This window comes from Vibrio sp. 2130-1 (assembly GCF_033339515.1).
Genome location: NZ_JAWOUT010000001.1, coordinates 368,058 through 392,012 on the forward strand (window position 1 = coordinate 368,058; position 23,955 = coordinate 392,012).

General features: G+C 44.8%; 21 protein-coding genes. 14 read left to right on the forward strand and 7 right to left on the reverse strand.

Annotated features, from left to right (window positions below):
- Positions 1-75: 75 nt before the first annotated feature.
- Together R7Q09_RS01735 and R7Q09_RS01740 are read right to left on the reverse strand one after the other, a co-directional pair.
- Positions 76-588 (reverse strand): glycine cleavage system protein R, encoded by a 513-nt coding sequence (locus R7Q09_RS01735; protein ID WP_005376814.1) that lies wholly within the window; start codon positions 586-588, stop codon positions 76-78.
- A 221-nt stretch (positions 589-809) separates the two neighbouring features.
- Complete coding sequence (locus R7Q09_RS01740) at positions 810-1,715, reverse strand: DUF3943 domain-containing protein (RefSeq protein WP_213880397.1); 906 nt, start codon at positions 1,713-1,715, stop codon at positions 810-812.
- 191 nt (positions 1,716-1,906) lie between these two features.
- On the opposite strand from R7Q09_RS01740, the gene R7Q09_RS01745 reads away from it, so the two are divergent.
- A complete protein-coding gene (locus R7Q09_RS01745) occupies positions 1,907-3,139 on the forward strand; it encodes a CinA family nicotinamide mononucleotide deamidase-related protein (RefSeq protein ID WP_318071049.1) in 1,233 nt (410 codons plus the stop codon).
- A gap of 96 nt (positions 3,140-3,235) precedes the next feature.
- Here the strand turns inward: R7Q09_RS01745 and yfaE are convergent, their stop codons facing one another.
- The 4 genes from yfaE to ubiG all read right to left on the reverse strand — a co-directional run bounded on the left by yfaE (position 3,236) and on the right by ubiG (position 8,225).
- Complete coding sequence (gene yfaE / locus R7Q09_RS01750) at positions 3,236-3,517, reverse strand: class I ribonucleotide reductase maintenance protein YfaE (RefSeq protein ID WP_005376817.1); 282 nt, start codon at positions 3,515-3,517, stop codon at positions 3,236-3,238.
- Entirely contained in the window at positions 3,517-4,650 is a 1,134-nt protein-coding gene (gene nrdB, locus R7Q09_RS01755) for a class Ia ribonucleoside-diphosphate reductase subunit beta (RefSeq protein WP_005376818.1), read from the reverse strand. The genes yfaE and nrdB overlap by 1 nt, the downstream gene beginning before the upstream one ends.
- Before the next feature lie 83 nt (positions 4,651-4,733).
- On the reverse strand, positions 4,734-7,016 hold the full coding sequence (gene nrdA, locus R7Q09_RS01760; protein ID WP_005376819.1) for a class 1a ribonucleoside-diphosphate reductase subunit alpha: 2,283 nt from the start codon (positions 7,014-7,016) through the stop codon (positions 4,734-4,736).
- Between the two features lie 501 nt (positions 7,017-7,517).
- The gene (gene ubiG / locus R7Q09_RS01765; protein WP_005376820.1) at positions 7,518-8,225 is read right to left on the reverse strand and encodes a bifunctional 2-polyprenyl-6-hydroxyphenol methylase/3-demethylubiquinol 3-O-methyltransferase UbiG; all 708 of its coding nucleotides are present in this window, start codon (positions 8,223-8,225) and stop codon (positions 7,518-7,520) included.
- Positions 8,226-8,700: 475 nt separating this feature from the next.
- On the opposite strand from ubiG, the gene gyrA reads away from it, so the two are divergent.
- The 3 genes from gyrA to R7Q09_RS01780 all read left to right on the forward strand — a co-directional run bounded on the left by gyrA (position 8,701) and on the right by R7Q09_RS01780 (position 12,765).
- Positions 8,701-11,421 (forward strand): DNA topoisomerase (ATP-hydrolyzing) subunit A, encoded by a 2,721-nt coding sequence (gyrA, locus tag R7Q09_RS01770; RefSeq protein WP_213868126.1) that lies wholly within the window; start codon positions 8,701-8,703, stop codon positions 11,419-11,421.
- 123 nt (positions 11,422-11,544) lie between these two features.
- The gene (locus tag R7Q09_RS01775) at positions 11,545-12,168 is read left to right on the forward strand and encodes a tetratricopeptide repeat protein (protein ID WP_213872837.1); all 624 of its coding nucleotides are present in this window, start codon (positions 11,545-11,547) and stop codon (positions 12,166-12,168) included.
- Positions 12,169-12,210: 42 nt separating this feature from the next.
- Entirely contained in the window at positions 12,211-12,765 is a 555-nt protein-coding gene (locus tag R7Q09_RS01780) for a hypothetical protein (protein ID WP_005376825.1), read from the forward strand.
- A gap of 118 nt (positions 12,766-12,883) precedes the next feature.
- Here the strand turns inward: R7Q09_RS01780 and nrfA are convergent, their stop codons facing one another.
- Positions 12,884-14,311: an ammonia-forming nitrite reductase cytochrome c552 subunit gene (gene nrfA, locus R7Q09_RS01785; protein ID WP_213874770.1), complete on the reverse strand. Its 1,428-nt coding sequence runs from the start codon at positions 14,309-14,311 to the stop codon at positions 12,884-12,886.
- 450 nt (positions 14,312-14,761) lie between these two features.
- Between nrfA and nrfB the strand changes: the two genes are divergently transcribed.
- The 10 genes from nrfB (at position 14,762) to R7Q09_RS01835 (ending at position 23,947) form a co-directional block, all read left to right on the forward strand.
- The gene (gene nrfB, locus R7Q09_RS01790; RefSeq protein ID WP_009706898.1) at positions 14,762-15,364 is read left to right on the forward strand and encodes a cytochrome c nitrite reductase pentaheme subunit; all 603 of its coding nucleotides are present in this window, start codon (positions 14,762-14,764) and stop codon (positions 15,362-15,364) included.
- Between the two features lies 1 nt (position 15,365).
- A complete protein-coding gene (gene nrfC, locus R7Q09_RS01795) occupies positions 15,366-16,052 on the forward strand; it encodes a cytochrome c nitrite reductase Fe-S protein (RefSeq protein ID WP_318071048.1) in 687 nt (228 codons plus the stop codon).
- Positions 16,049-17,020 (forward strand): cytochrome c nitrite reductase subunit NrfD, encoded by a 972-nt coding sequence (gene nrfD, locus R7Q09_RS01800; RefSeq protein ID WP_005443386.1) that lies wholly within the window; start codon positions 16,049-16,051, stop codon positions 17,018-17,020. The genes nrfC and nrfD overlap by 4 nt, the downstream gene beginning before the upstream one ends.
- 9 nt (positions 17,021-17,029) lie before the next feature.
- Complete coding sequence (locus R7Q09_RS01805) at positions 17,030-18,937, forward strand: heme lyase NrfEFG subunit NrfE (protein WP_318071047.1); 1,908 nt, start codon at positions 17,030-17,032, stop codon at positions 18,935-18,937.
- A complete protein-coding gene (locus R7Q09_RS01810; RefSeq protein ID WP_318071046.1) occupies positions 18,915-19,448 on the forward strand; it encodes a DsbE family thiol:disulfide interchange protein in 534 nt (177 codons plus the stop codon). Before R7Q09_RS01805 ends, R7Q09_RS01810 begins: the two co-directional genes overlap by 23 nt.
- On the forward strand, positions 19,435-19,845 hold the full coding sequence (locus R7Q09_RS01815) for a cytochrome c-type biogenesis protein CcmH (protein WP_318071045.1): 411 nt from the start codon (positions 19,435-19,437) through the stop codon (positions 19,843-19,845). The genes R7Q09_RS01810 and R7Q09_RS01815 overlap by 14 nt, the downstream gene beginning before the upstream one ends.
- Before the next feature lie 145 nt (positions 19,846-19,990).
- Entirely contained in the window at positions 19,991-20,167 is a 177-nt protein-coding gene (locus R7Q09_RS01820) for a hypothetical protein (RefSeq protein ID WP_020480909.1), read from the forward strand.
- A gap of 271 nt (positions 20,168-20,438) precedes the next feature.
- Positions 20,439-21,035 (forward strand): GTP cyclohydrolase II, encoded by a 597-nt coding sequence (locus R7Q09_RS01825; RefSeq protein ID WP_025767283.1) that lies wholly within the window; start codon positions 20,439-20,441, stop codon positions 21,033-21,035.
- A gap of 174 nt (positions 21,036-21,209) precedes the next feature.
- Positions 21,210-22,472: an imelysin family protein gene (locus tag R7Q09_RS01830; protein ID WP_318071044.1), complete on the forward strand. Its 1,263-nt coding sequence runs from the start codon at positions 21,210-21,212 to the stop codon at positions 22,470-22,472.
- 92 nt (positions 22,473-22,564) lie between these two features.
- Entirely contained in the window at positions 22,565-23,947 is a 1,383-nt protein-coding gene (locus tag R7Q09_RS01835; RefSeq protein ID WP_213911109.1) for a di-heme oxidoredictase family protein, read from the forward strand.
- The last annotated feature ends 8 nt before the right edge of the window (positions 23,948-23,955 follow it).

Consider the following 23,955-nt stretch of genomic DNA (forward strand, 5'->3'; position numbering starts at 1 on the left):
CGTATTGAGTATTAGAACGACAAAGAGCAGCTGAATTGCTGCTCTTTTTATTGGGGAAACGATAACAGTACGTGATTAACTCTCCACAATCACACGAGTATCTTCACTCAGAGACTCTAACTCATTGGCTATGTCTTCAATTTCTAGCTCGCTAGGCAGTTTTATCGCCATTTTAGCGCTGAATAAGCTAGAGCTTACCCCTCCGCCTCCTGCAATGAATACACGCTGACAATCCATATCTAAAATTGAGATACCTTGATTATCGAGAACGTGAGTAATTTCATTCACAATACCCGCTCTATCGTTGGCATCTAAACGAAGTTGGAAGATAGTGTCTTCACGATATGAGTGAGGCTCAGAGTCGACGAACCTAACAACAAGAGTCTGACAAGAAGAGAACGCTTGTTTAACGATGTCGGCATTTTCTCTTGGAAGCTCTACTTTGATGACACCTGCAACTTGGTCTTCGATAAAGTTTACTTTGCTGATCAGCCATTTCCCGCCGTTTTCGTGTGTGATTGCAGCGAGCTCTTTAATCGTGGCGGGTGACGCTTGTCCGACAAAATTAACAATAAATACGGTGTTCATAATGTCCCCTCCTGGAATCAAGGTTTGGACGCAGTACGAATAAACGTGCTACTTAAGTTATTGGAATAAATCCTTTTATTTAGTGTAGGTGCTAAGGGCAGGTAATGTTTGATGAAAGTCAATTTTTAACACTAATTCGTGATGCAAATAATTAAAACAATGTTCAGAGCACAAAAAAGCAGCCATCGTAAAGCTGCTTTTTACCGAGTATCAACTTAGGATTAGAACGTTACTTTTAACTCGACACCATAAAATTGACTGTCGTAGTTTGCGCCTGCGTCCATGGCGAATTTTGCAACATCTTGATTTCCAAACCAAGGTGATGAATTGAATTGTAGTTCTGCACTACCGCCCCATGCATCAGTTACCCAATAATGAATATGTCCAACAGGGTTTAAGAAGAAGAGTGAAACATCACCTGCGGTTTCAGAGCCCATAACTTCGCCGCCGTTGGCAATAATGTCTTGCTCAGCCGTTAACATCATTTCACCGACAACAGCACCAAAGAATGGTGTGATAAAAATATCCTGCCAAGATGGTACTTCTGCGAACGCCTCCACGCCATACTCCCAAAAGAACGTCGACATAGTTGCGGAGTACAAAAACGACTGAAATTCATTATAGCCAGCGTGACGTGCTGCCGTGTAGTAAACGCCGCCAAAATATGGGTGCATGATGTAGTTGAGGACATGTTCATCGCGATCCCAAACGGGGCCGTCAGAGACATTATCTTTCCACTTTTGCCCCAACTTACTCATGTCTCGGTCTTCTTCGTCCCATTTGGTGATACTTTCTGGAAGAAAAGTCATCATGCCTACGGTCGCGATACTGAGACCTAGAATGGTGTAGGTTTGACCCATCAGGTAATCCCAGTCTTTATCTTGAGGGATGATGAGATGTTTAGGCTGAAGCCCTGCGTCAAGGTTTAGCGAATCATCATTATTATTCTGTTCATACATAACACCGCGATTTTGAGCCTCGAAGGTGTACAGAGTCGTCGTTTCGCAGTAACCTGACAAACAATCAGGTGTGTAAGAAAACTCTGTATGACGGCTTAGGTCATAGTGACTTGCGTGCGCAAGCGCTGACGAAGCCAAGCAAAGGCCTGTTAGAGTCGTCTTGAACATGGATGATTTTGACACAAAGGTCTCCGAGTTAATGGTGTATGTTCGGGCTCGTAATTATCCCTCAAAACATCAATCATTTAAACACTTGACCCTTATTTAGTCCCAACAAACCTCGGCGAGATTTGTCCAAATAAAAAGAAAAATAAGCGCTATAACGAAAATAGGATTGTGCTTACGTTCAGGAGTCAGTTGTGAAAATAGCAATGCTTAGTACTGGTGAGGAAGTCCTCCACGGTGATATTGTTGATACTAATGCGGCATGGTTGTCTAGCCTGTTTTATCAACATGGATTTGGCTTAACAAAGCGCTCAACGGTTGGTGATAGCCTATCGAGTTTGGTTGAAGAGTTTTTAATGCTCAGCTTTAACAACGATGTGGTTATTGTTAATGGTGGTTTAGGCCCTACAACGGATGACATGAGTGCTGCTGCCGCCGCGAGAGCCGCCGATTGTAAACTGGTGCTATTCAAAGAGTGGTTGCAGCATCTAGAAAGTTTGTATGCTCGACGTGGCATCCCTATGCCGGACAGTAATTTAAAGCAAGCAATGCTGCCAGAAACGGCAGAGATATTGGACAACCCGATAGGCACTGCTTGCGGTTTCAAAATGCTGATTAATGATGCCATTTTTTATTTCACACCGGGTGTACCAAGTGAATTTAAGCTCATGGCAGAGACGCAAATTCTTCCCGATCTGAGAAGAGTGTTTCCCGATGTTCAAGGCTCATGTTGTAGTCGAATCTACACGTTTGGTCTGTCTGAATCCGGTATTTCAGATAAGCTAGATCAGCTAAAACTTCCTCAAGGCTATGAGCTAGGGTATCGCTCTTACTTGCCTTTTATTGAAGTGAAACTTTTTGGTCCTTCAGATCAGATTGAACAGCGTTTGAAACTAGTACAGATAATTAATAAACACCTTGAGAGTAATACCGTTAGTATTGACTTACCTATGGTTGAAAATGTCGGCCAGTTGTTGGTCGATAAAGGACTAACGGTGTCGACCTCCGAAAAAAGTAGCGGAGGATACTTAACGTACTGGCTAAACGGCGATGAAAACGCTGAAAAGCAACTAGGGCATGGTTGGATACTACCGATCCTGACTCAAGCGATGGCCAACGGCGGAGATCCATTAGCAGAAACGTTTGCTCTGGCTGGTGCTACGCGAGAGAAGTGTGGGACGGATTTATCACTCGTTACTGGCCATATTGAAGAGGGTGTTTTTTCCGTCGCTTTATCGACACCGTCAGGCGAGTGGGGAGCATTATATAAACTCTCGAAAAAGTATCAGCGCAATGATCAAGTTAAAGTGATCAGCACGGCAGCACTAGACTTGTTGCGTCGCTACCTAGAACGTAAACCGATGTTTGCGCATTATGCATTTTTAGAGAAAGTTAAAGAGATGCACCTCCCGAGCAGTGCTTTATAACCAAAGCTCTTTACAGTAGTCTGAGAGACAAAAAACAGAGACAAAAAAGCCAAGGTGATTACCTTGGCTTTTGCATTTTATACCGTCGAGTCAACGTTATGCGCGCTGCTTTTCTTTCATCGCGTAGTTAACGCCGCTAAGTGACAAATCTGATTTTGCTTTACAGATACAAGGTAATATTTCATCACTTTGTGTGTAAGCCATCGCAAAACCAACATACTCCACTTCACCAGACTCCAATTTGCAGCGACAGGCGCCGCAGTGCCCATCACGGCAGTTGTATTCTGGTAATAGGCCAGCTTGCTCCATTGTTTCCAAAATCGTATTGGAAGGGTTGGATTCAATGCTGATCAGTTTGTTGATTTTGAGTGTTGCCATTACAGCTCGAATCCTTCGAAGTCATCTGCGCGAACTTCATTGTCAATTTGACCCACAAGGTAAGAAGAGATTTCTGCTTCTTGAGGCGCAACTTGAACGTTATCTGAAGACAACCAAGCGTTAATCCATGGAATTGGGTTGGTTGTTGCTTCTGGATACGCTGCTGGTAGACCTACCGCTTGCATACGAATATTTGTGATGTATTCAACGTATTGGCTTAGGATGTCTTTGTTTAGACCGATCATAGAGCCATCTTTGAATAGATACTCTGCCCACTCTTTTTCTTGCTCAGCTGCTTCTTTGAATAGGTCAAAACAGTCCTGTTTTGCCTCTTCTGCGATTTGCATGAAAGTGAAGTCATCTTGACCGTTACGTAGCAGGTTGATCATGTGCTGCGTGCCGTTTAAGTGAAGTGCTTCGTCACGAGCGATCAGCTTGATGATTTTCGCGTTACCTTCCATTAGTTCGCGTTCTGCGAAAGCGAAAGAACATGCGAAACTTACGTAAAAACGAATAGCTTCTAATGCGTTAACAGACATCAGACAGATGTACAGCTTCTTCTTAAGATCGTACAGACTAACCTTAACCGTTTCACCGTTAAGGACATGCTCACCTTCACCGTAGCGATGGTAATCATTCGTCGCTTGAATCAAATCGTCGTAGTAGTGCGCGATGTCTTTTGCACGCTTCAGAATGTGCTCGTTCTCAACGATATCATCAAACACCACCGCAGGGTCGTTCACGATGTTACGAATAATGTGTGTGTAAGAACGAGAGTGAATCGTTTCAGAGAAAGACCAAGTCTCAATCCAAGTCTCTAGTTCTGGCAGAGACACAAGCGGCAGCAGTGCTACGTTAGGGCTGCGGCCTTGGATAGAGTCAAGAAGCGTTTGGTACTTCAAGTTAGAGATGAAGATGTGCTTCTCGTGATCTGGCAGTTTGTTGTAATCGATACGGTCGCTAGATACGTCTACTTCTTCTGGACGCCAGAAGAAAGAAAGTTGTTTCTCGATAAGTTTTTCGAAAATCTCAAACTTTTGTTGGTCGTAACGTGCAACGTTTACTGATTGACCTAGGAACATTGGTTCCTTCAATTGGTCATTCTTTTTTTGGTTAAAAGTACTGTAAGCCATAATGCCTCAATTCCTTTTAAACCTCCCCGTAAGGGGGAGGTTATCGATAGTCTGTCTTTACGGGTTCGCTAGGTACGGGAAGATTAAATCTTACAACCGCCGCCAGCACAATCGTCATCTTGTGGTTGAACAGCGTCTTTCTGTTCATCTTTCGCGCCATCACGAGTGTTGTGGTAGTAAAGCGTTTTCACACCAAACTTATACGCTGTTAGCAGGTCTTGAAGTAGTTTCTTCATTGGAACCTTGCCAGTCTCGTAACGTGACGGGTCGTAGTTAGTATTAGCAGAGATAGCTTGGTCAACAAACTTCTGCATAATACCCACAAGGTGCAGATAACCGTCGTTCGAACCGATATTCCAAAGCAGTTCATAGCTGTCTTTAAGTTCTGTGAACTCTGGTACAACTTGCTTCAGGATTCCGTCTTTCGAAGCTTTTACTGAAACGTAACCACGTGGTGGCTCAATACCGTTAGTTGCGTTTGAAATCTGAGAAGAAGTCTCAGAAGGCATTAGCGCAGTCAGTGTTGAGTTACGTAGGCCGTGCTCCATAATTTCTTTACGTAGGCTGTCCCAGTCGTAGTGCAGCGCTTCGTCACAAATTAGGTCGATATCTTTCTTATACGTGTCAATCGGCAGTAAGCCTTTCGCGTAGTTCGTCTCGTCGAATGAAGGACACTTACCTTGTTCTTTCGCCAGTGCTACAGATGCTTTCAATAGGTAGTACTGCATTGCTTCGAACGTACGGTGAGTTAGGCCGTTCGCGCTACCGTCAGAGTATTTCACGCCATTCTTCGCTAAGTAGTAAGCAAAGTTAATCACACCAACACCTAGCGTACGACGGTTCATAGTCGATTTGTATGCCGCTGGTAGAGGGTAATCTTGGTAATCAAGCAGTGCATCTAACGCACGAACAACAAGATCGGATAGCTCTTCGAAATCATCTAGAGACTTGATAGCACCTAAGTTGAATGCAGAAAGCGTACACAGTGCGATCTCGCCTGAGTCATCTTCAACGTTAGTTAATGGTTTCGTTGGTAGTGCGATTTCTAAACATAGGTTCGACTGACGAACTGGAGCAACTTCAGAATCAAATGGGCTGTGAGTATTACAGTGGTCCACGTTCTGGATGTAGATACGACCCGTTGATGCACGCTCTTGCATTAGCAGAGTGAACATTTCAATCGCTTTAACCGTTTCTTTCTTGATTGAAGGATCGTTCTCGTACTTCACGTATAGACGCTCAAACTCTTCTTGGTTTTCGAAGAATGCGTCGTACAGACCAGGTACATCAGATGGTGAGAATAGCGTAATATTGCCGCCTTCAACTAAACGTTGGTACATCAGTTTGTTTAACTGAACACCGTAGTCCATGTGACGAACACGGTTTTCTTCAACACCACGGTTGTTCTTAAGTACCATGAGTGAGCGTGCTTCACCGTGCCACATTGGGTAGAACACAGTAGCTGCGCCACCACGTACACCACCTTGTGAACAACATTTTACTGCTGTTTGGAAGTACTTGTAGAACGGAATACAACCAGTGTGGAATGCTTCACCACCGCGAATCTCTGAGCCTAATGCACGGATACGACCTGCGTTGATACCAATACCAGCGCGCTGAGATACGTAACGAACAATTGAGCTTGCTGTTGCGTTAATAGAATCAAGACTGTCGCCACACTCGATCAGAACACATGAGCTGAACTGGCGAGTAGGGGTACGCACGCCAGACATAATTGGCGTAGGTAGAGAAATCTTAAATGTCGATGTCGCATCGTAGAAACGTTTGATGTAATCAAGACGTGTCGCTTTTGGATATTTCGCAAATAAGCACGCTGCTACAAGGATGTATAAGAACTGAGCACTTTCGTAAATTTGGCCCGTAACACGGTTCTGTACGAAGTACTTACCCTCTAGCTGCTTAACTGCCGCGTATGAGAAGTTTAGGTCGCGTTTATGGTCGAGGTACGCATCAAGTTCGTCGAGTTCTGCTTTTGTGTAGTCTTCTAGAATATGTTGATCGTACTTACCCATATCGACGAGGCGAGACACGTGATCATAAAGCGTTGGTGGCTCGTATTGGCCATACGCTTTTTTACGCAGATGGAATACCGCTAGGCGAGCAGCTAGGTATTGGTAATCCGGAGTCTCTTCAGAGATCAGGTCTGCCGCAGACTTGATGATTGTCTCGTGAATATCTGTCGTTGTGATGCCGTCGTAAAACTGGATGTGAGCGCGAAGTTCTACTTGAGAAACCGAAACATTATCTAGACCTTCTGCAGCCCAAGTGATAACGCGGTGGATTTTATCCAGATCGATACTTTCTTTACGGCCATCACGCTTGGTGACGGTAAGTTGTTGGTTCATTCTGCTTTATTTCCCTAAGAAAACTGATAAAAGCCGTATTTTTGTTTGTTTATGTGCAATATGAGTAAAGCTTGCGGCGGCTTTGTGATCAAAGTCTATCTATATATTGTCGCTTAAACACAACATATAGGGGTTCATTTGTTTGCGGGTTACAAGATAGTGCTATTACACTGATTTATCAAGGTACAGATCGGGGATGACTTGTGGATAACTGACAAAATGAAAAAAATCAGTAAGTGAACACTAACCGATGAGAAAAGGGCAGACTTGAATGGTTAAAAGTACGGTTTCGAGATCGGTTTAGAAATAACCGCATGCAAAAATATTTTCCTTGATCTTTGGCCGTTTTTATCTACGAAAAATGGCTTGGTCAAAATGGAATCTAGAGCACGAATTTTAGCCATAAAAAGACAAAAAAAGCGGCAACTTTGTGCTACCGCTTCCGATTCATTTTCTTTAAAAAATGTCAATCACAAAACACATTTTTTAACGCAACAGCGTTCAGTATTTTTTAGTATGAACGATGTAGTTTACATCTACATTACGACCGAGTTTGTAGCTGTCATTTAGAGGGTTGTAATGAAGCCCAGTAATGCCCATTTCCGTCAGGTCAGTTTGGTCTATCATCTTCATCATTTCGGCTGGCTTGATAAACTTATCGTGCTCATGAGTGCCTTCAGGAACAATCTTAAGAAGCTTCTCAGCACCGACAATAGCAAATAAGTACGACTTAATGTTTCGGTTCAAAGTTGAGAAAAACACGTGACCACCGGGTTTGACTAGCGCAGCACAAGAGCGGATAACGGAGAGAGGATCTGGAACGTGTTCAAGCATCTCCATACAAGTCACGACATCGTAAGTTCCTGCGTTTTCTATAGCGTGGTCTTCTATTGTGCTCTGAATGTAGGTCAGTTGAGTACCTGTTTCTAATGCATGTAGTCGCGCGACTTCTAATGGTTCTTTACCCATATCAAGTCCAGTCACAATAGCGCCTTCTTTTGCCATGCTTTCAGCAAGAATGCCACCACCACAGCCGACATCAAGTGCGCGCTTGCCAAACAAGCCATTTGCTTTTTCAAGTACATAGTTCAAACGAAGTGGGTTAATTTGATGAAGTGGCTTAAACTCGCCTTCTAAATCCCACCATCGAGAAGCCATGTCCTCGAATTTCTTAATTTCACTTGGGTCGACGTTTTGTGCTTTAGTCATAATTGGTTTTATTGCATTCAATCTGAGTCCTTTAGAGGGCGCCAGTATACTCCAACGTTTTATACCCAAACAACCTCGATGTGCTTAGTTAAGGGACAATGACAGAGTTCACTGGCGCGGCAATAGCGACAGGTTCCTGTATTTTTGAAAGCGCTCGCTATTGTTTTTGGTTCATCCTTGAACTGGTGCCAGTGACAATAACTCTAAAACCTGCATTTTCGCGTTGTGTAGTTAAAGGAATTTACCTCGCTTTTCCGCGTAAAGAGTCCTATTTTGCTCAATGTTGACCGAAATATAACCACTAATCAGAAAGATATGGGATTAGTGTGCAAATTCTCGACATTTGATTCATAACCAAGCTCACAACCTGATAAAAGGAGAGGGAAAGTGATGCCGAAGTGATGAATTGTGTGTTATATTTTTGCACCTTACACGTATCGTAATTACGATCAGATAATAGAGGGATAATGGCTCTATGAGCGATTTAGCTAAAGAGATCACGCCCGTAAACATTGAAGATGAGCTTAGAGGTTCATACCTAGACTATGCGATGTCAGTCATCGTGGGTCGTGCTCTTCCAGATGTGCGTGATGGCCTAAAACCAGTACACCGCCGCGTTTTATTCGCGATGAACGTACTAGGCAACGATTGGAACAAACCATATAAAAAATCAGCCCGTGTTGTCGGCGACGTAATCGGTAAATATCACCCACACGGTGATAGTGCTGTGTACGACACAATCGTACGTATGGCTCAGCCGTTCTCGCTTCGTTACATGCTGGTCGATGGTCAAGGTAACTTTGGCTCGATCGATGGCGACTCTGCTGCGGCAATGCGTTACACCGAAGTTCGAATGGCAAAAATTGCCCATGAACTATTGGCTGACCTAGACAAAGAAACCGTAGACTACGTACCAAACTACGACGGTACTGAGCAGATCCCAGCGGTTCTTCCAACTAAAATTCCAAACCTATTGGTTAACGGTGCTTCTGGTATCGCAGTAGGTATGGCAACCAACATCCCGCCTCATAACCTTGGCGAAGTGATTGATGGCTGTCTTGCATACATCAATAATGAAGAAATCACTATTGATGAACTAATGGATTACATTCCTGGTCCTGATTTCCCAACGGCGGCGCTTATCAGCGGTCGTAAAGGCATTGTAGACGCGTACAAAACAGGTCGTGGCAAAATCTACATGCGTTCGAAAGCGGACATCGAAGTGGAGAAGAATGGTAAAGAGACCATTATCGTCACTGAAATTCCTTACCAGGTGAACAAAGCTCGCTTGATCGAAAAGATCGCTGAGCTAGTTAAAGATAAGAAAGTAGAAGGTATCAGTGCACTGCGCGACGAGTCAGATAAAGACGGTATGCGCATTGTTATTGAGTGTAAGCGCGATGCTGTGGGCGAAGTAGTTCTAAACAATCTTTACGCTCAGACTCAGCTGCAAACCACTTTCGGTATCAATATGGTGGCTCTAAACAATGGCCAGCCACAGCTATTCAACCTAAAAGATATGTTGAAGTGCTTCGTTGATCACCGTCGTGAAGTTGTGACACGTCGTACTATCTTCGAACTGCGTAAAGCTCGTGAACGTGCTCATATCCTTGAAGGTTTAGCTCTAGCGCTTGCTAACATTGATGAAATCATTGAGCTTATCCGTAAGGCACCTACACCGGCTGAAGCAAAAGCGGGTCTTATCGCTCGTGGTTGGGATTTAGGCAACGTTTCAGCAATGCTAGAGCGTGCTGGTACAGATGCTGCGCGCCCTGAATGGCTAGAGCCTGAATACGGTATTCGTGATGGTCAGTACTTCCTGACTGAGCAACAAGCACAAGCTATCCTAGATCTACGTTTACATAAACTAACAGGTCTAGAACACGAGAAGATTCTTGGCGAATACAAAACACTTCTAGAAGAAATCGCTGAACTCATGCATATCCTTGCGAGCACTGAGCGTTTGATGGAAGTGATCCGTGAAGAACTTGAAGCGGTTCGTGACGGCTTTGGTGACGCTCGTCGTACAGAAATCACAGCTGCGAGCCATGATATTGACATGGAAGAGCTGATCGCACGTGAAGACGTTGTGGTTACTCTATCTCACGGTGGTTACGTTAAGTACCAAGTACTGAGCGACTACGAGTCACAGCGCCGTGGTGGTAAAGGTAAGAGTGCGACTAAGATGAAAGATGAAGACCATATCGAGCGTCTTCTAGTGGCGAATACCCACGATAACATCTTGTGTTTCTCTACTCGTGGTAAAACATACCGCCTGAAAGTTTACCAATTGCCTCTAGCGAGCCGTACTGCGCGTGGTAAGCCAATCGTAAACATCCTTCCACTCGAAGAAGGTGAGCGCATTACCGCGATTCTACGTGTTGATGAATTCTCTGAAGACAAATTCATCTTCATGGCAACAGGTGACGGTACGGTTAAGAAAACGCCGTTGAACCAGTTTGCAAACGTACGTTCAAACGGCCTAATCGCTGTGAACCTACGTGAAGACGATTCGTTAATCGGTGTAGATATCACTAACGGCGAAAACGAAATCATGCTGTTCTCTAAAGCGGGTAAAGTGGTTCGCTTTAAAGAAGCAGAAGAAATTCCAGTACTTGATGAAAATGGTAAACCAGTTCTTGATGAGAATGGTCAGCCAGAGATCAAGTTTAAAGGTGTTCGTCCTATGGGTCGTACCGCCTCTGGTGTTCGTGGTATGAAACTGGCTGAAAATGACCAAGTTGTATCACTTATTGTTCCTTCGCACGAAGGCGACATCCTAACGGTTACAGAAAACGGTTATGGTAAACGTACAGCACTTAGCGAGTACCCGACAAAAGGTCGTGGCACTCAAGGTGTAGTTTCTATCAAAGTTTCTGAGCGAAATGGCCCGGTAGTTGGTGCTATCCAGGTTGTTGAAGGTGATGAAATGATGATGATCACCGACGCTGGCACGTTAGTACGTACTCGTGTGGGTGAAGTTAGCCAGGTTGGTCGTAACACACAAGGTGTAACGCTTATCCGTACTGCGGAAGATGAATCAGTTGTTGGTTTGCAACGTATTGAAGAAGTTGATGATGAAGAGCTACCTGCTGATGAAGATGCAGAAGCGTTAGAGTCAACAGACGAAAATACGCAGCAAGACGCTTCAGAAGCTCCAGCTGCTGATGATGCAGAGGAAGGTAACGAAGAGTAATCTTACATCGTTATCCTGATATGAAAAGCCGAGCCTTAGTTGCTCGGCTTTTTTGTATCTGTATCAACGCATTTAAAGTAAGAAATGCGTACACTGACGTTATCTTTGTTTACAGGACGTGTTATGTCTGTTTGGTTTTTCGCTGCCATCACTCTGATGGGGCTGTTTATCGTACTCTTATCACTGAGTGCATCAAAAGTTAAACCTGCTCAATGGTTTGGCTTTTGCCTGTTAGTACTTGTCGTGACGAGTGCCAGTTTCTTATTGCTGCATCAAACTCCGCCTAAACCAATACAAGCGGAAATGTCACGAATGATGACTGCTCGTGACATCATGAAAGAGATTCAAGACCAGTTGCGTGAAGACCCGAACAACGCTGAATTGTGGTTCCAACTCGGGCAGGGCTACCTGCTAGAGGGGGAATTTGATGGCGCGCTGATTTGTTTTGATTACGCGATCCAACTGACTGAGCCAGTCAGTGCCACGCAACTTGCCGCAAAAGCGACGACCTTGTACTACATTCACCAGCAATCAATGACGCAAGAAGTTAGCTTGCTTTTGGAGCAAGCTTTGCAGGTAGAGCCGCACAATGAAGCCGCTTTGTCTTTGATCGCAAATGATCATTTTCTGTCATTCCGATTTCAGGAAGCGATTGATGCCTGGGTACTATTATTAGATTCTGATGATCCAAATTTAGATAGGGTGCAAATCATTAACTCTATTAACAAAGCAAAAGAGCTGTTGTAAGCGTACAATTTAACAAGCAATAGAGGGAAAGGTGGGCAACGAATGAAAAATAAAGCACTAAGCATATTGGTTTTGCTGTGCGGCTCTGTACTGGCGGGTTGTAGCTCTTCCGATCATTCTGGCTCTTCCTCTACGGTTTATTATTCATCGGGTTACTACGACCCGTGGTGGTACGATCATGACGACTACTGGATTTATTACTATCCGGGCTGTTGCGATAACGACGATGAATACAAAGAGAAACTGGAAGAGTGGTGGAATGGTTTAGATGAAGACCAACAGCAATCCATCAAAGACAAAGTCGAAGATTGGAAAGACGACGATATGTCCGCCAATATCGATAACATGAAACGCCAGCTTGATGATCATTGGCAATCATTGCCTGACGAGCAAAAGCAAGAGATTCGAACCCAATGGGAGAATCGTCCGGAGCATATTGAACCAGCGACTTTACAAGGCAAGGCGGTGAAAGAAAAGGTTCAACAAAGAAAAGCATTACCGGAAACGAAGATCCAGCGTCCAGTTGCTCGTCCAAATGTGCAGATACCTAAAGCACGTCCAAATATTCAACCTAGACCTAGGCTTCCTCGTCGCTAGTACATTCGATTTTTGTCTCTCGATAGAATCAGGATGAAGAGATAAAGATAATAAAGAAAGAAAAGGGGCGTTCAGTACGCCCCTTGTTGTATCTATAAGTTAACCGTTGCCAGTTAGACTAATACGTGGCTTCGCGTTCAGCTGCTGCTTTATCCCACTCTGGCGCTACTGTTTCTAGGAAGTGTTTCTTGTCTGCGTTCATCTTATCCATATCCATGCCCAGTGCTTGTTGTGCTTTCGCTTTGGTCGAGATATCTGGAATTTGAACAGGGTCAGTAATGCCTTTGGTTGCCAGTAAACGAACCAATTTGGTACGGGCGTCAGCAGCGCGGTCAACTGCAGTACCTAGTACTTCAAGTGCTACCTCAGGAGCATGCATGTGAACACCGTGAGAAGCAATCGCGTAGTCCCAACGCCATTGTGCATGGCGAATATCTTGTAGGATAGGTTCCATCTCTGCTTCTGTTGCACCTGCTTTCCACGCTGCGCCTGCTTCAAAGTGTGCCGCTACGATTTGCTTCTCGGCGGTTAGCTTCATGTTCAGTACTTGCGCTTTGCGAGTCGAGACGATGCCTTGTAGCTGCTCTTTAGTTTGGGTATGGCATTGCGCACAGGTGTCTTCAAAACGATCAAATGGGTTACCCACTTTGTGGTCTGTGTACACCGTACCGTCTTCTTTGGTCACTTTAGGCATGTGGCAGTCCACACACACCACTTTGTTTTTACCATGAATACCCGCTCTCCAAGTTTCGAAACCTGGATGTTGCGCTTTTAGCATCGGCGCTTTAGATACGGCATGCGTCCAATCTTTGAAATTCAACGCGTCGTAGTATTTCTCCATGTCATTAACGGTGGTGCCCATATCCCATGGGAATTTAACCGCTTTAGTTGGGCCGGTGAAGTAGTATTCAACGTGACATTGAGCGCAGACCGATGCTTGCTTATCTAGGCGAGACTGTTCATCAAAGTTTTTACCAATAGTATCAAAAGCACGCTCGACGTATGGGCGAGTCAGTGCTAGCGCAGGTTCGCCTTTCTTGAAGGCTTCAGAGCCTGTGTTGTGGCAATCGGAACAACCGATAGGGTTGACGATTTCTGAGCCTAAGCGTGCCCATTTACCTTCGAAATAACCGTCTTCACCACGTTCATCAATCACGCGAGCAACGTCTGGGCTTTTACAGCTCCAACAGGCCATTGGCATAGGCCCGGACTTCTCGTCGGTTGGTGCGCCGGTACGTAAGGTTTGACGAACATCATCAAGTGCGTAAAAGTGACCGCGCGCTTTGTTGTAGTCTTTTGCGAAGCCGTAGCCAGCCCATAAGATCACCATGTTTGGGTCTTCACTTAGAGCATCTTCAATGTGCTCACTTTCGGATGTTGCTTTCCAAGAGTGGTATTGGTCGGGATGGTTCTGTTCAAAGGCGTCATTTCGAGGATCGATGAGGCCTTTTTCTTCTGCCGCCAACGGAGCGCCGACCAAAAATAATTGGCTGGCGAATAAGGTCGCAACCGCGATAGGTGCGCTCATCCAGTGTTTTATGCTCACGGTGTTATCTCCATATTCGTTTTTATTAGCAGCGTTGTGAGAAGCTATTCCAAATAAGAACTGGAGATCTACGATTAATAATATTGCTTAATTGGATAGATGAAATAGTGAGTGAATCTTGTCTTGTTTTAGATCAATTTACACCAGTGATCTCAGTCATGTTTGAATTTATATACCTCTAAAGTGGTAGTTGTTAAGTCATTGTTCTGCAATGCTTTGGGGTTTTAACCTTTTTAAAAATAGGGTGACTTAGTTCGCTTTTTGAGCAGGTGTTTCTACCCCTTATGAATAATAGAGGTATTATAAATATAGGTTTAGCGTTGTGGCTTTCCGAAATAAGAATTGATGTCATTTGAAGATCTAAAAAATATCTTCAGAGGAAATTAATTGTCGCTCAAATAAATAATTGAGAATAGTTATCAATTATTATCGAGCTAAGGAAAGAACAATATGGGCAATATAAAATTGACCATAGAGACAATGCTGAAACTTCTCTTCGTCTTTGCCATCTATGGTTTCTCCATCGCCGCCCATGCGACTTCTTCAGAGCCGATTGAAGGTGCTCAAGCTGAGCGTCATCAAGTCGAGTTGATCCGTGACCGTGACTACAAGTGTCTGCAATGTCATAAGGATGCAAAAGAGACTCTGAACCTTTCGCATGACCCGCAAGCTCTACTCAGCCAAGGGAAGCAACTTAATTGCACCAATTGCCATAGCAACATTGGTCCCGACCATCGTGAGGGCGCGCCTGATGTGATTAAGTTTTCTGCCGCGCAATCGAAAGAGGTACACGACAAAGTGTTCCTTGATCCAAGCATGATTCTTAAAGCCAACAGCCAATGTGTGGATTGCCACGCACCGACACAGCTGAGAGAAAGCCACTGGACGCACGATGTGCACGCCAAAAACCTCACTTGTTCAAATTGCCACGATGTACACGCAGCGAAAACCAAAGCGTTGTCGTACGACAGAAAACAACTGATCAAGCAGTGTGTGGATTGTCACTCTGAATTTGCCGTCGAACCTGAACTTGCCAAAGAAGAGGAGAGATAGCATGAAATGTTCGAGAAGAAACTTTTTAGCCGGCAGCGGCGCGTTGATTTTAACTACAGGCGTTGCAGGCACTTCCGTTGTTAGCTCCTCTCTCTATGCCAGCAACCGTGAACAAGCGAAACGCATGGGTATGGTTCATGATGAAAATGCCTGTATTGGCTGTACCGCTTGTACCGATGCTTGTCGCGAAGTAAATAAAGTCCCTGAAGGCGTAACGCGACTTAAAATTCATCGCAGTGAACCGATTGGCGAATTTCCAGATGTGGAATACCAGTTTACTCGCGAATCCTGTCAGCACTGTGATAACCCACCATGTGTGTACGTTTGTCCAACAGGCGCTGCATACAAAGATGAAGCGACCGGCATCGTGGATGTGCACAAAGAGAAATGTGTCGGATGTGGTTATTGCCTTGCCGCTTGCCCTTACCAAGTGCGCTTCTTTAATCCAGTCGATCACTCTGCGGATAAATGTAGCTTCTGCCGTGATACCAACCTAGCGCAAGGTAAGCAGCCAGCTTGCGTGGAATCTTGCCCAACAAAAGCACTCATCTTTGGTGATTTGAATGACCCAACTAGCGAGGTGAGCAAAGCTATCGAAAGCCATGTTGTCTATCGCGATAAATCGCATTTAGGTACGCAACCTAAACTGTACAAAATTCCGCATAGCAAAGGGGAGGTGTCATCATGAACGGCTTCGAAAGTGCATTCCACTTTGACTCGTTAGTCTGGGATTGGATCATCGCGATTTACTTATTCCTTGCTGGGATGTCAGCAGGTGCGGTGATGATTTCTATCTATTTAAAACGCAAAGTGATTGAAGGTGATCCCGCAAACAACGGCATCATGAAAGCGATGGCTTGGCTCGCACCATTTGGCATCATTGCTGGGTTGGTAATTTTGATTTTCCATTTAACCAAGCCTTTAGAGTTTTGGAAGATCATGATCTACTACAACCCAACGTCGGTAATGTCGATGGGCGTGATCTTGTTCCAAGTTTACATGCTAGTGCTGTTTGTTTGGATCGGCGTTATCTTCCGCCATCAAATCATCAGCTTCTGTGAAGGGAAGTTACCAAGCAAACTGTTGGATTTTGCTGACGGCATTTTAATTAAGGCGGGGAAAGCCAACAACGCCATTGAATTGTTCTTGGGCTTCTTAGCTATCGTGCTTGCGGCATACACCGGCTTTCTATTGTCTGCGTTGAAGACTTACCCGATGCTAAACAATCCAGTACTGCCAATCTTGTTCTTGTTCTCTAGTTTGTCCTCGGGTGCAGCAGCATGCTTGATGTTCGGTATCTTGGTGTTTAAAGAGTCGACCAGCAGCCCAAGTGTGTCTTGGGTACACGGATTTGAACGCCCAGTAGTATTGTTTGAGCTGTTTGTCTTAGTGACCTTCTTTACTGGATTGATCTTCAGCGGTGGTCAGAACGAAGTCGCGGCTTGGAATGCAATTTCGAGTGGGTTCTGGGCTCAATGGTTCTGGGTTGGAGTAGTGTTCATCGGCATGATTACGCCTTTGACTCTCAATTGGTTAACGCCTTCAGAAGTGCGCCACAAAGGCAGTTACGTTTTTGTGGTCACGACGTTGAGCTTGGTTGGCGTACTTATGCTGCGTACTTTCATTCTCTATGCCGGTCAAATGACCATAGTGTAAGGGGGAAAAATGGAGGCTGAGCTAGGGTTCTTCTTACTGATATTGGTGGCTGTAACATCGACTTGTGCATCGCTTCTGCATTGGCTACGTCGTGCTATGGGTAAGAAGGCGACATTGCCGCATCAAGTCGCTATGTCCCACATCATTAGCTTAGCTTCCATCATTTGTTTAGCACTTCTGATCGTCTGCTTCGTGCAAGACAACTTCGCGTTGGAATATGTTGTTACGCATTCCAACAGTCAACTTCCCGTGGCGTTCAAAATTGCTGCCGCTTGGGGTGGGCACCAAGGCTCCATGTTGTTTTGGGTCGTCACCCTGAGTTTATGGGCGTCGTTTATTGCATTTAAGTCACCGCTCAATGCCCAATATACTTGTGACTGTTTAGGAATCATGAACGTTCTGATTGGGACGTTTGCATGGTTCACGTTAATGACCTCTAACCCGTTCGAGTATGCCCAAGTATTGGCGTCGGAAGGGCGAGATCTAAACCCTATGCTGCAAGATGTTGGGCTTATCATTCATCCACCATTGCTTTATCTCGGTTATGTCGGTTACGCAGCAATATTAGCTTTTGCATTAGCGGCGCTATTGGGTAAACAACCGATGAGCGATTGGTATGTGGTCGCTCGAAGCGCAGCGTTTTTTGCATGGGGAACGCTCACGTTGGGTATCTTGGTGGGATCATGGTGGGCGTACAATGAACTAGGGTGGGGCGGCTGGTGGTTTTGGGACCCTGTGGAGAACGCTTCTCTACTCCCTTGGCTTACTGGTACTGCTTTGTTGCACAGCGGTGTTGTCGCAACACGTAACAGAGGCGCAATTTGGAGCTCCTATGCACTGGCGTTTGCTACGTTCAGCCTAAGCATTTTAGGGACATTCGTGGTGCGCTCTGGCGTGCTGACTTCAGTGCACGCTTTTGCGGTGGACCCAACTAAAGGTTTGGTGCTGATTGGTGTATTGAGCTTGCTTGTCATTATCACTTTTGGCGTACTGATTTTGCGAGGAGAGCAACTCCCTCGTTTCAAACTTCAATCTCTAGCGAGCCGAGCTTACACTGCTTATATCGCCAAAGGGCTGCTGGTTATTGCGACTGCCATCGTTTTTCTTGGCACTTTTTATCCGATGGTTTATCAACTGCTCGGTTTAGGGAACATTTCGGTTGGCGCACCTTACTTTAATAGTCTGACCTTTCCATTAAGCATACTGGCTCTGATTGCCTTAGCATTCATGCCAGTGCTGAAATGGACAAAAGGCGCAGTGCCGAGTGGAAGCACTGATATCGCGATCAGTATTGCGTTATCTCTTGTCTCTGGGATCGGGTTTATCTTCTTAGTGCACGCACTGCATTTCGAAGTATTGCTAACCATAACGTTGGCTACTTGGGTGATTGCGGCGCATCTCGTTATGCTGTTTCGTTGTTCCAATAAGCGCAAACTCATGCCAATCGTGATGGCACATATCGGTTTTGCGCTGGCGGTGAGTGGAGCTGTATTCAACAGTCACTACTCATATGAACACAATTTACGTGTCGAACCCGGCAGTTCTCAACAAAGGGCGGGGATCACTATCGATTATCATGGTATCGAATGGCTGGTGGGGCCAAACTACACCGCGGAACAAGGACAGATCACCTTGCACTTGGAAGATGGCCGCATGCTCAATTTCAACCCGCAAAAGCGTCATTACCCTGTGCGAGTGATGAATATGACCGAGCCTGCGATTCGTTCACTATGGCATGGCGATTATTACGTGACATTGGGTGACAAAGTCGATACTCATGCTTATGCGATTAAAGTTCAGTACCGCGCAGGTATTTGGTGGATATGGTCTGGCGGGCTACTAGCTGTGTTTGGTGCGCTATTAACCGGCCTAAAGAAAAGGAGAGAGGCTATCAATGCGATCGAGAAATACGCTTAAACTCGCAGGTCTGTTTGTGGCTGTTGCCGTGTTTGCTGTAGTAACTGCGGTGGCTTTGTCTGAGCGACCACATGTTGAATTGTCCCCACAACGAAATTTAGAGACACCTAATTTTCGCTCTACTTCTCTGATCTCTGATGACATGGTTTCTGAGCAGTTGTTCAAAAGCGACGGATATAAATTATTGAATGTTTGGGCATCTTGGTGCGGAGTATGCAAACGAGAGCATGAAGAATTATTGCAGTTAGCAGAACTCGGTGTGCCTATTATTGGGCTGAATTATAGAGATCAAAAACAAGCCGCTCGTGAATATTTGAGCTCTAAACGAAATCCATATATTGAAGTAATTGGTGACCCTAATGGAAAGCTCGCTGTGGAGCTAGGTGTTATCGGAACGCCGGAAACTTACTTGATTGATCCAAATGGTCGTATATTGATCAAATATCGTGGAGAGCTAACGGCAGATAAATGGAACGATATATTTTCAGGATACTTGAATGTTTCGATTTAATAATCTTCTCCTCACTTTAATCCTATTTATACTATTTTCTCCTTTCACGAGAAGTGCGGATATAGAACAGAATGTTGATCTGTTTGAATTTCATTCTGTTGAACTGCAACAGCGTGCAACCTCGTTAGCCAAGACATTGCGCTGCCCGCAGTGTCAAAACCAAAACCTTGTCAAGTCTAATGCACAAGCGGCTAAAGACCTGAGGTTGAAAGTGTATACGATGGCCAATGAAGGCAGCTCAGATCAAGAAATAAAGGACTATCTAGTTGCTCGTTATGGGAATATTGTTCTGTATCAACCACCATTAAATTATTCCACGGCGCTGTTGTGGATCTTTCCTGTGCTATTTTTGATCTTTTTTGTCTTATATTCGATCCGAATGGTGAAGCGTAATTAATGTGACCGTTATTCCACTATTAAAAATAAATTGTGCACTTAACAAGCAGAATGTTATCATTTTTCCGAATTTATGAAGTTTCCAGTATAAAGAAAATAAAAATTTTGAGCTGGATAAGTAATAAAAGAACGAATAGGTGCACGCAGTGGATTCAGTTATATTACAACTTAAAAAAGACTTCTATTCGCAGATTCGTGCATTGCAATCACCGAACCTGCCTCAAGTTACTTCAACGCTCGCCGTGTTGACCGACGAGGAAATCCAAGAACTCGAAGCAGTTTGGATTGAACTCGCCGTTTGGAAGCGCAGTCAGACCCATTAAAAGATAGACCAAACGACCTTCTTGAAACCCCAGACAAAATTTGTCTGGGGTTTTTTATTGTAGTTTTTTTAAATTGTTATAATATAACAATTGTTCAGTTGGAGAGTGTTTCTCTTTTGCTGTCTTGAGTGGATAACTGCCCTCAATTGTGATCTCTATATTGCAAAATGCGGTATCAGTCCCCATAGTTGAAGAGCAACGAGTAAATCCCATGAATGCAATAACGAAAACGCATCAAGCGCATCAAGCAATAAATCGAGTGAGTATAGATATGGCGGAAGTACGTGCCAGAGTAGATTTTAAAGTCGGGGCAAAAAGTAACATTGATGCCGAAATTCTGTCTTTCCATGGTCTGAAGACAGACAAAGAGCATGTTGCTATTATCTTTAAACAAGCGGACCAAACTCAGGACATGCCTTTAGTTCGTATGCACTCTGAGTGTTTGACAGGCGATGTGTTCCACTCTTCACGCTGTGACTGTGGTGAGCAACTAGAAGAGACGATCAATCGCATGGGCGAGTCCGGTGGTATCATCTTGTATCTCCGTCAGGAAGGTCGTGGTATTGGCTTGTACAATAAGATCGATGCATACCGCTTACAAAGCCAGGGCATGAACACGTACGAAGCTAACAACCATTTGGGCTTTGATGATGACCTGCGTGATTTCACGGAAGCAGCACAAATGCTAGAAGCTTTAGGCGTGAATAAGATCCGCCTCGTGACGAACAACCCTAAGAAAATTCGTGAGTTATCTGAGTACGGAATTGAAATTGGCGAGGTTGTCAATACCTCTGCACATATCAAAGATGGCAACGAAAATTATCTGAAGGCAAAAGTCTCTCACGGAAAACATGACCTAAAGGTTTAATCCTAAAGATAAAACTGACAATAAAGTCTGTGAAAAACCTCATTTTTATGAGGTTTTTTTGTATCTGGAGTTGCAAATAAATTGTAAATTTGTATTATCTCGAGACTAAAGTGCAAATAAGAATAATTAGCACTACCAATACGATAATTGAAAAGCTCAACAAGGATGCTTCAGATGAATGCAAAAAAAGTTTTAGTCCAATCTATTGCTGCATCACTCCTCATTGCCAGTGGTTCTACCGTTGCTGCCACAGTAACTAAACAACAAGTAGTCGAACATTACGCGGACGTTGCCCATGCTGTATTTGCTGATTCAGTAACAACAGCGAAAGCGCTTGATGTGAAAATCGACGAATTTCTACAATCACCATCAGCGAAAAAGCTTGAAGAAGTAAAACAAGCTTGGCTAGATTCTCGCGTGCCTTACCAACAGTCTGAAGTTTTCCGTTTTGGTAACGCGATTGTTGATGATTGGGAAGGTCAGCTGAACGCATGGCCACTTGATGAAGGTTTGATTGACTACGTAGCGGCTGATTACCAATACGAATTGGGTAACGAGGGCGCTGCTGCCAACATCATCGCGAACACTAGCCTACAGATCGGTGCTTCTAAACTGGACGTTTCAAAAATCACTCCAGAATTGCTAGCGGATCTAAACGAAGTAGGCGGTTCTGAGGCAAACGTTGCATCAGGTTACCACGCGATTGAATTCTTGCTTTGGGGTCAAGACCTAAACGGCACTAACGCGGGTGCAGGTCAACGTGCTTACACTGATTTCGTTGTCGGTTCTGAGTGTACGAATGGTCATTGTGATCGTCGTGGTGAGTACCTAAAAGCGGCCGCTGATCTACTGGTTCAAGACCTTGAGTGGATGGAAAAGCAGTGGTCCGCAGAAGTGAAAGGCAACTACCGTGAAGAGCTACTAAATGAATCTGCTGAGAATGGTCTACGTAAGATGCTATTCGGCATGGGTTCTCTTTCTCTAGGTGAGCTAGCGGGTGAGCGCATGAAGGTGGCACTAGAGGCAAACTCGACTGAAGACGAACACGATTGTTTCTCAGACAACACGCACAACTCTCACTACTACAATGAGCAAGGCATCTACAACGTTTACACAGGTACATACAAAGGTGTAAACGGCAAAGAGCTATCTGGTCCAAGTATTGCTGATCTTGTTGCTCAAAAAGATAAGAAAGCCGCGACCGACATTAAAAAGCAGTTTGATACAACACGTAGCCAAGTTGGTGAGCTAGTGACTTCTGCAGAGAAGAACAACCAGCACTTTGACCAACTTATTGCAGCGGGTAACGCACAAGGCAACGCGCTAGTAAACGACACCATCATGTCGTTGGTAGCACAAACCGGTGCGATTGAGCGCGCGGCAAGCATTGTCGGCATCGACAGCCTAAGCCCTGATACTGCTGACCACGAGTTTTAATAAGAAAACCATAATAAATAAGGGCTCTTTGTGAGCCCTTTTGACGTTTGAGCTCGTTGTTATCACCCTTGTTGTCTATGTAGAGCAATGATATGAAGCCATACCTAATTTCTGCGCTAGCCGCGATCCTTTCTTCTTCTGCCATGGCTTATGATGTTAAGTCTGGTGGCAAAACCAGTGTTAAAAAAGACGGCGCGAATGCCTATTCTCTTCCTGCTGCTAACTTGCCAATGAGCAAACGCCTCGATTTTAGCGTTGGTAACAGCTTTTTCCGCAACCCTTGGGTACAAGCGCCAGCGTCAACAGACGCTCGTGATGGCTTAGGCCCGCTTTTTAACACCAATGGTTGTCAGAATTGTCACATCAAAGACGGTCGTGGTCATCCGCCAGAGAAAGATGATTTACATGCCGTGTCTATGTTAGTGCGCTTAAGCATTCCTGCGATGACGCCAGAACAAAAGAAAGCTTACATCAAAGATGGCGGCATACCTGAGCCGACTTATGGTGGCCAGCTTCAAGATTTCGCCCTGCAAGATCAAACGCCAGAAGGCAAAATCGAAATCACTTACACCGATGTCCCAGTGAAATTTAAAGACGGTACGACGGTGACACTAAGAAAACCTCATTTGAACATTACCGAACTGGGTTACGGCGATATGCACCCAGATACCGAGTTCTCAGCACGCGTGGCACCGCCAATGATCGGCCTTGGTTTGTTAGAGAGTATTCCCGACGAAACGCTACTTGCTTGGGCTGATGAACAAGATGCCGACAAAGACGGTATCTCAGGCAAAGTAAATAAGGTGTGGGATATTGAGAAGGACGACTTCTCGATTGGTCGCTTTGGCTGGAAAGCAGGACAACCGACGCTAATGCAGCAAAATGCAGCAGCATTTAATGGTGATGTGGGTCTTACGAGCCATTTATTCCCAAATGAAAACTGTACCTCGAAACAAAGCATTTGTGACGACATGCCAAATGGCGGCAAACCTGAAGTGAGTGAAAATATTCTCGACTTCGTAGAGTTTTACAGCCAACACTTAGCCGTACCTATTCGCCGTAACGTCAATGATCCTAACGTGAAACTTGGTCAGCAAATCTTTGCTGCGTCTGGCTGTGAAAGCTGCCACAAGACCAGTGTTAAAACGGCGAAACGACCAGAGTTACCAGCGCTTTCTGAGCAGCTTATCCACCCATACACCGACATGCTTTTGCATGACATGGGTAAAGGCTTAGCCGATAACCGTCCGGAATACTTAGCAAACGGCCGTGAATGGCGAACGGCACCGCTATGGGGCATTGGTTATACCGAAGAAGTAAACGGACACACTTACTTTCTACATGATGGCCGCGCTCGTAACCTGATGGAAGCGGTGTTGTGGCACGGCGGCGAAGCTGAAACGGCGAAACAAAATGTTTTAGCTCTGAACAAAAAAGAACGTGATGCTCTCATTGCGTTTCTGAACTCTCTATAAGGACCTAA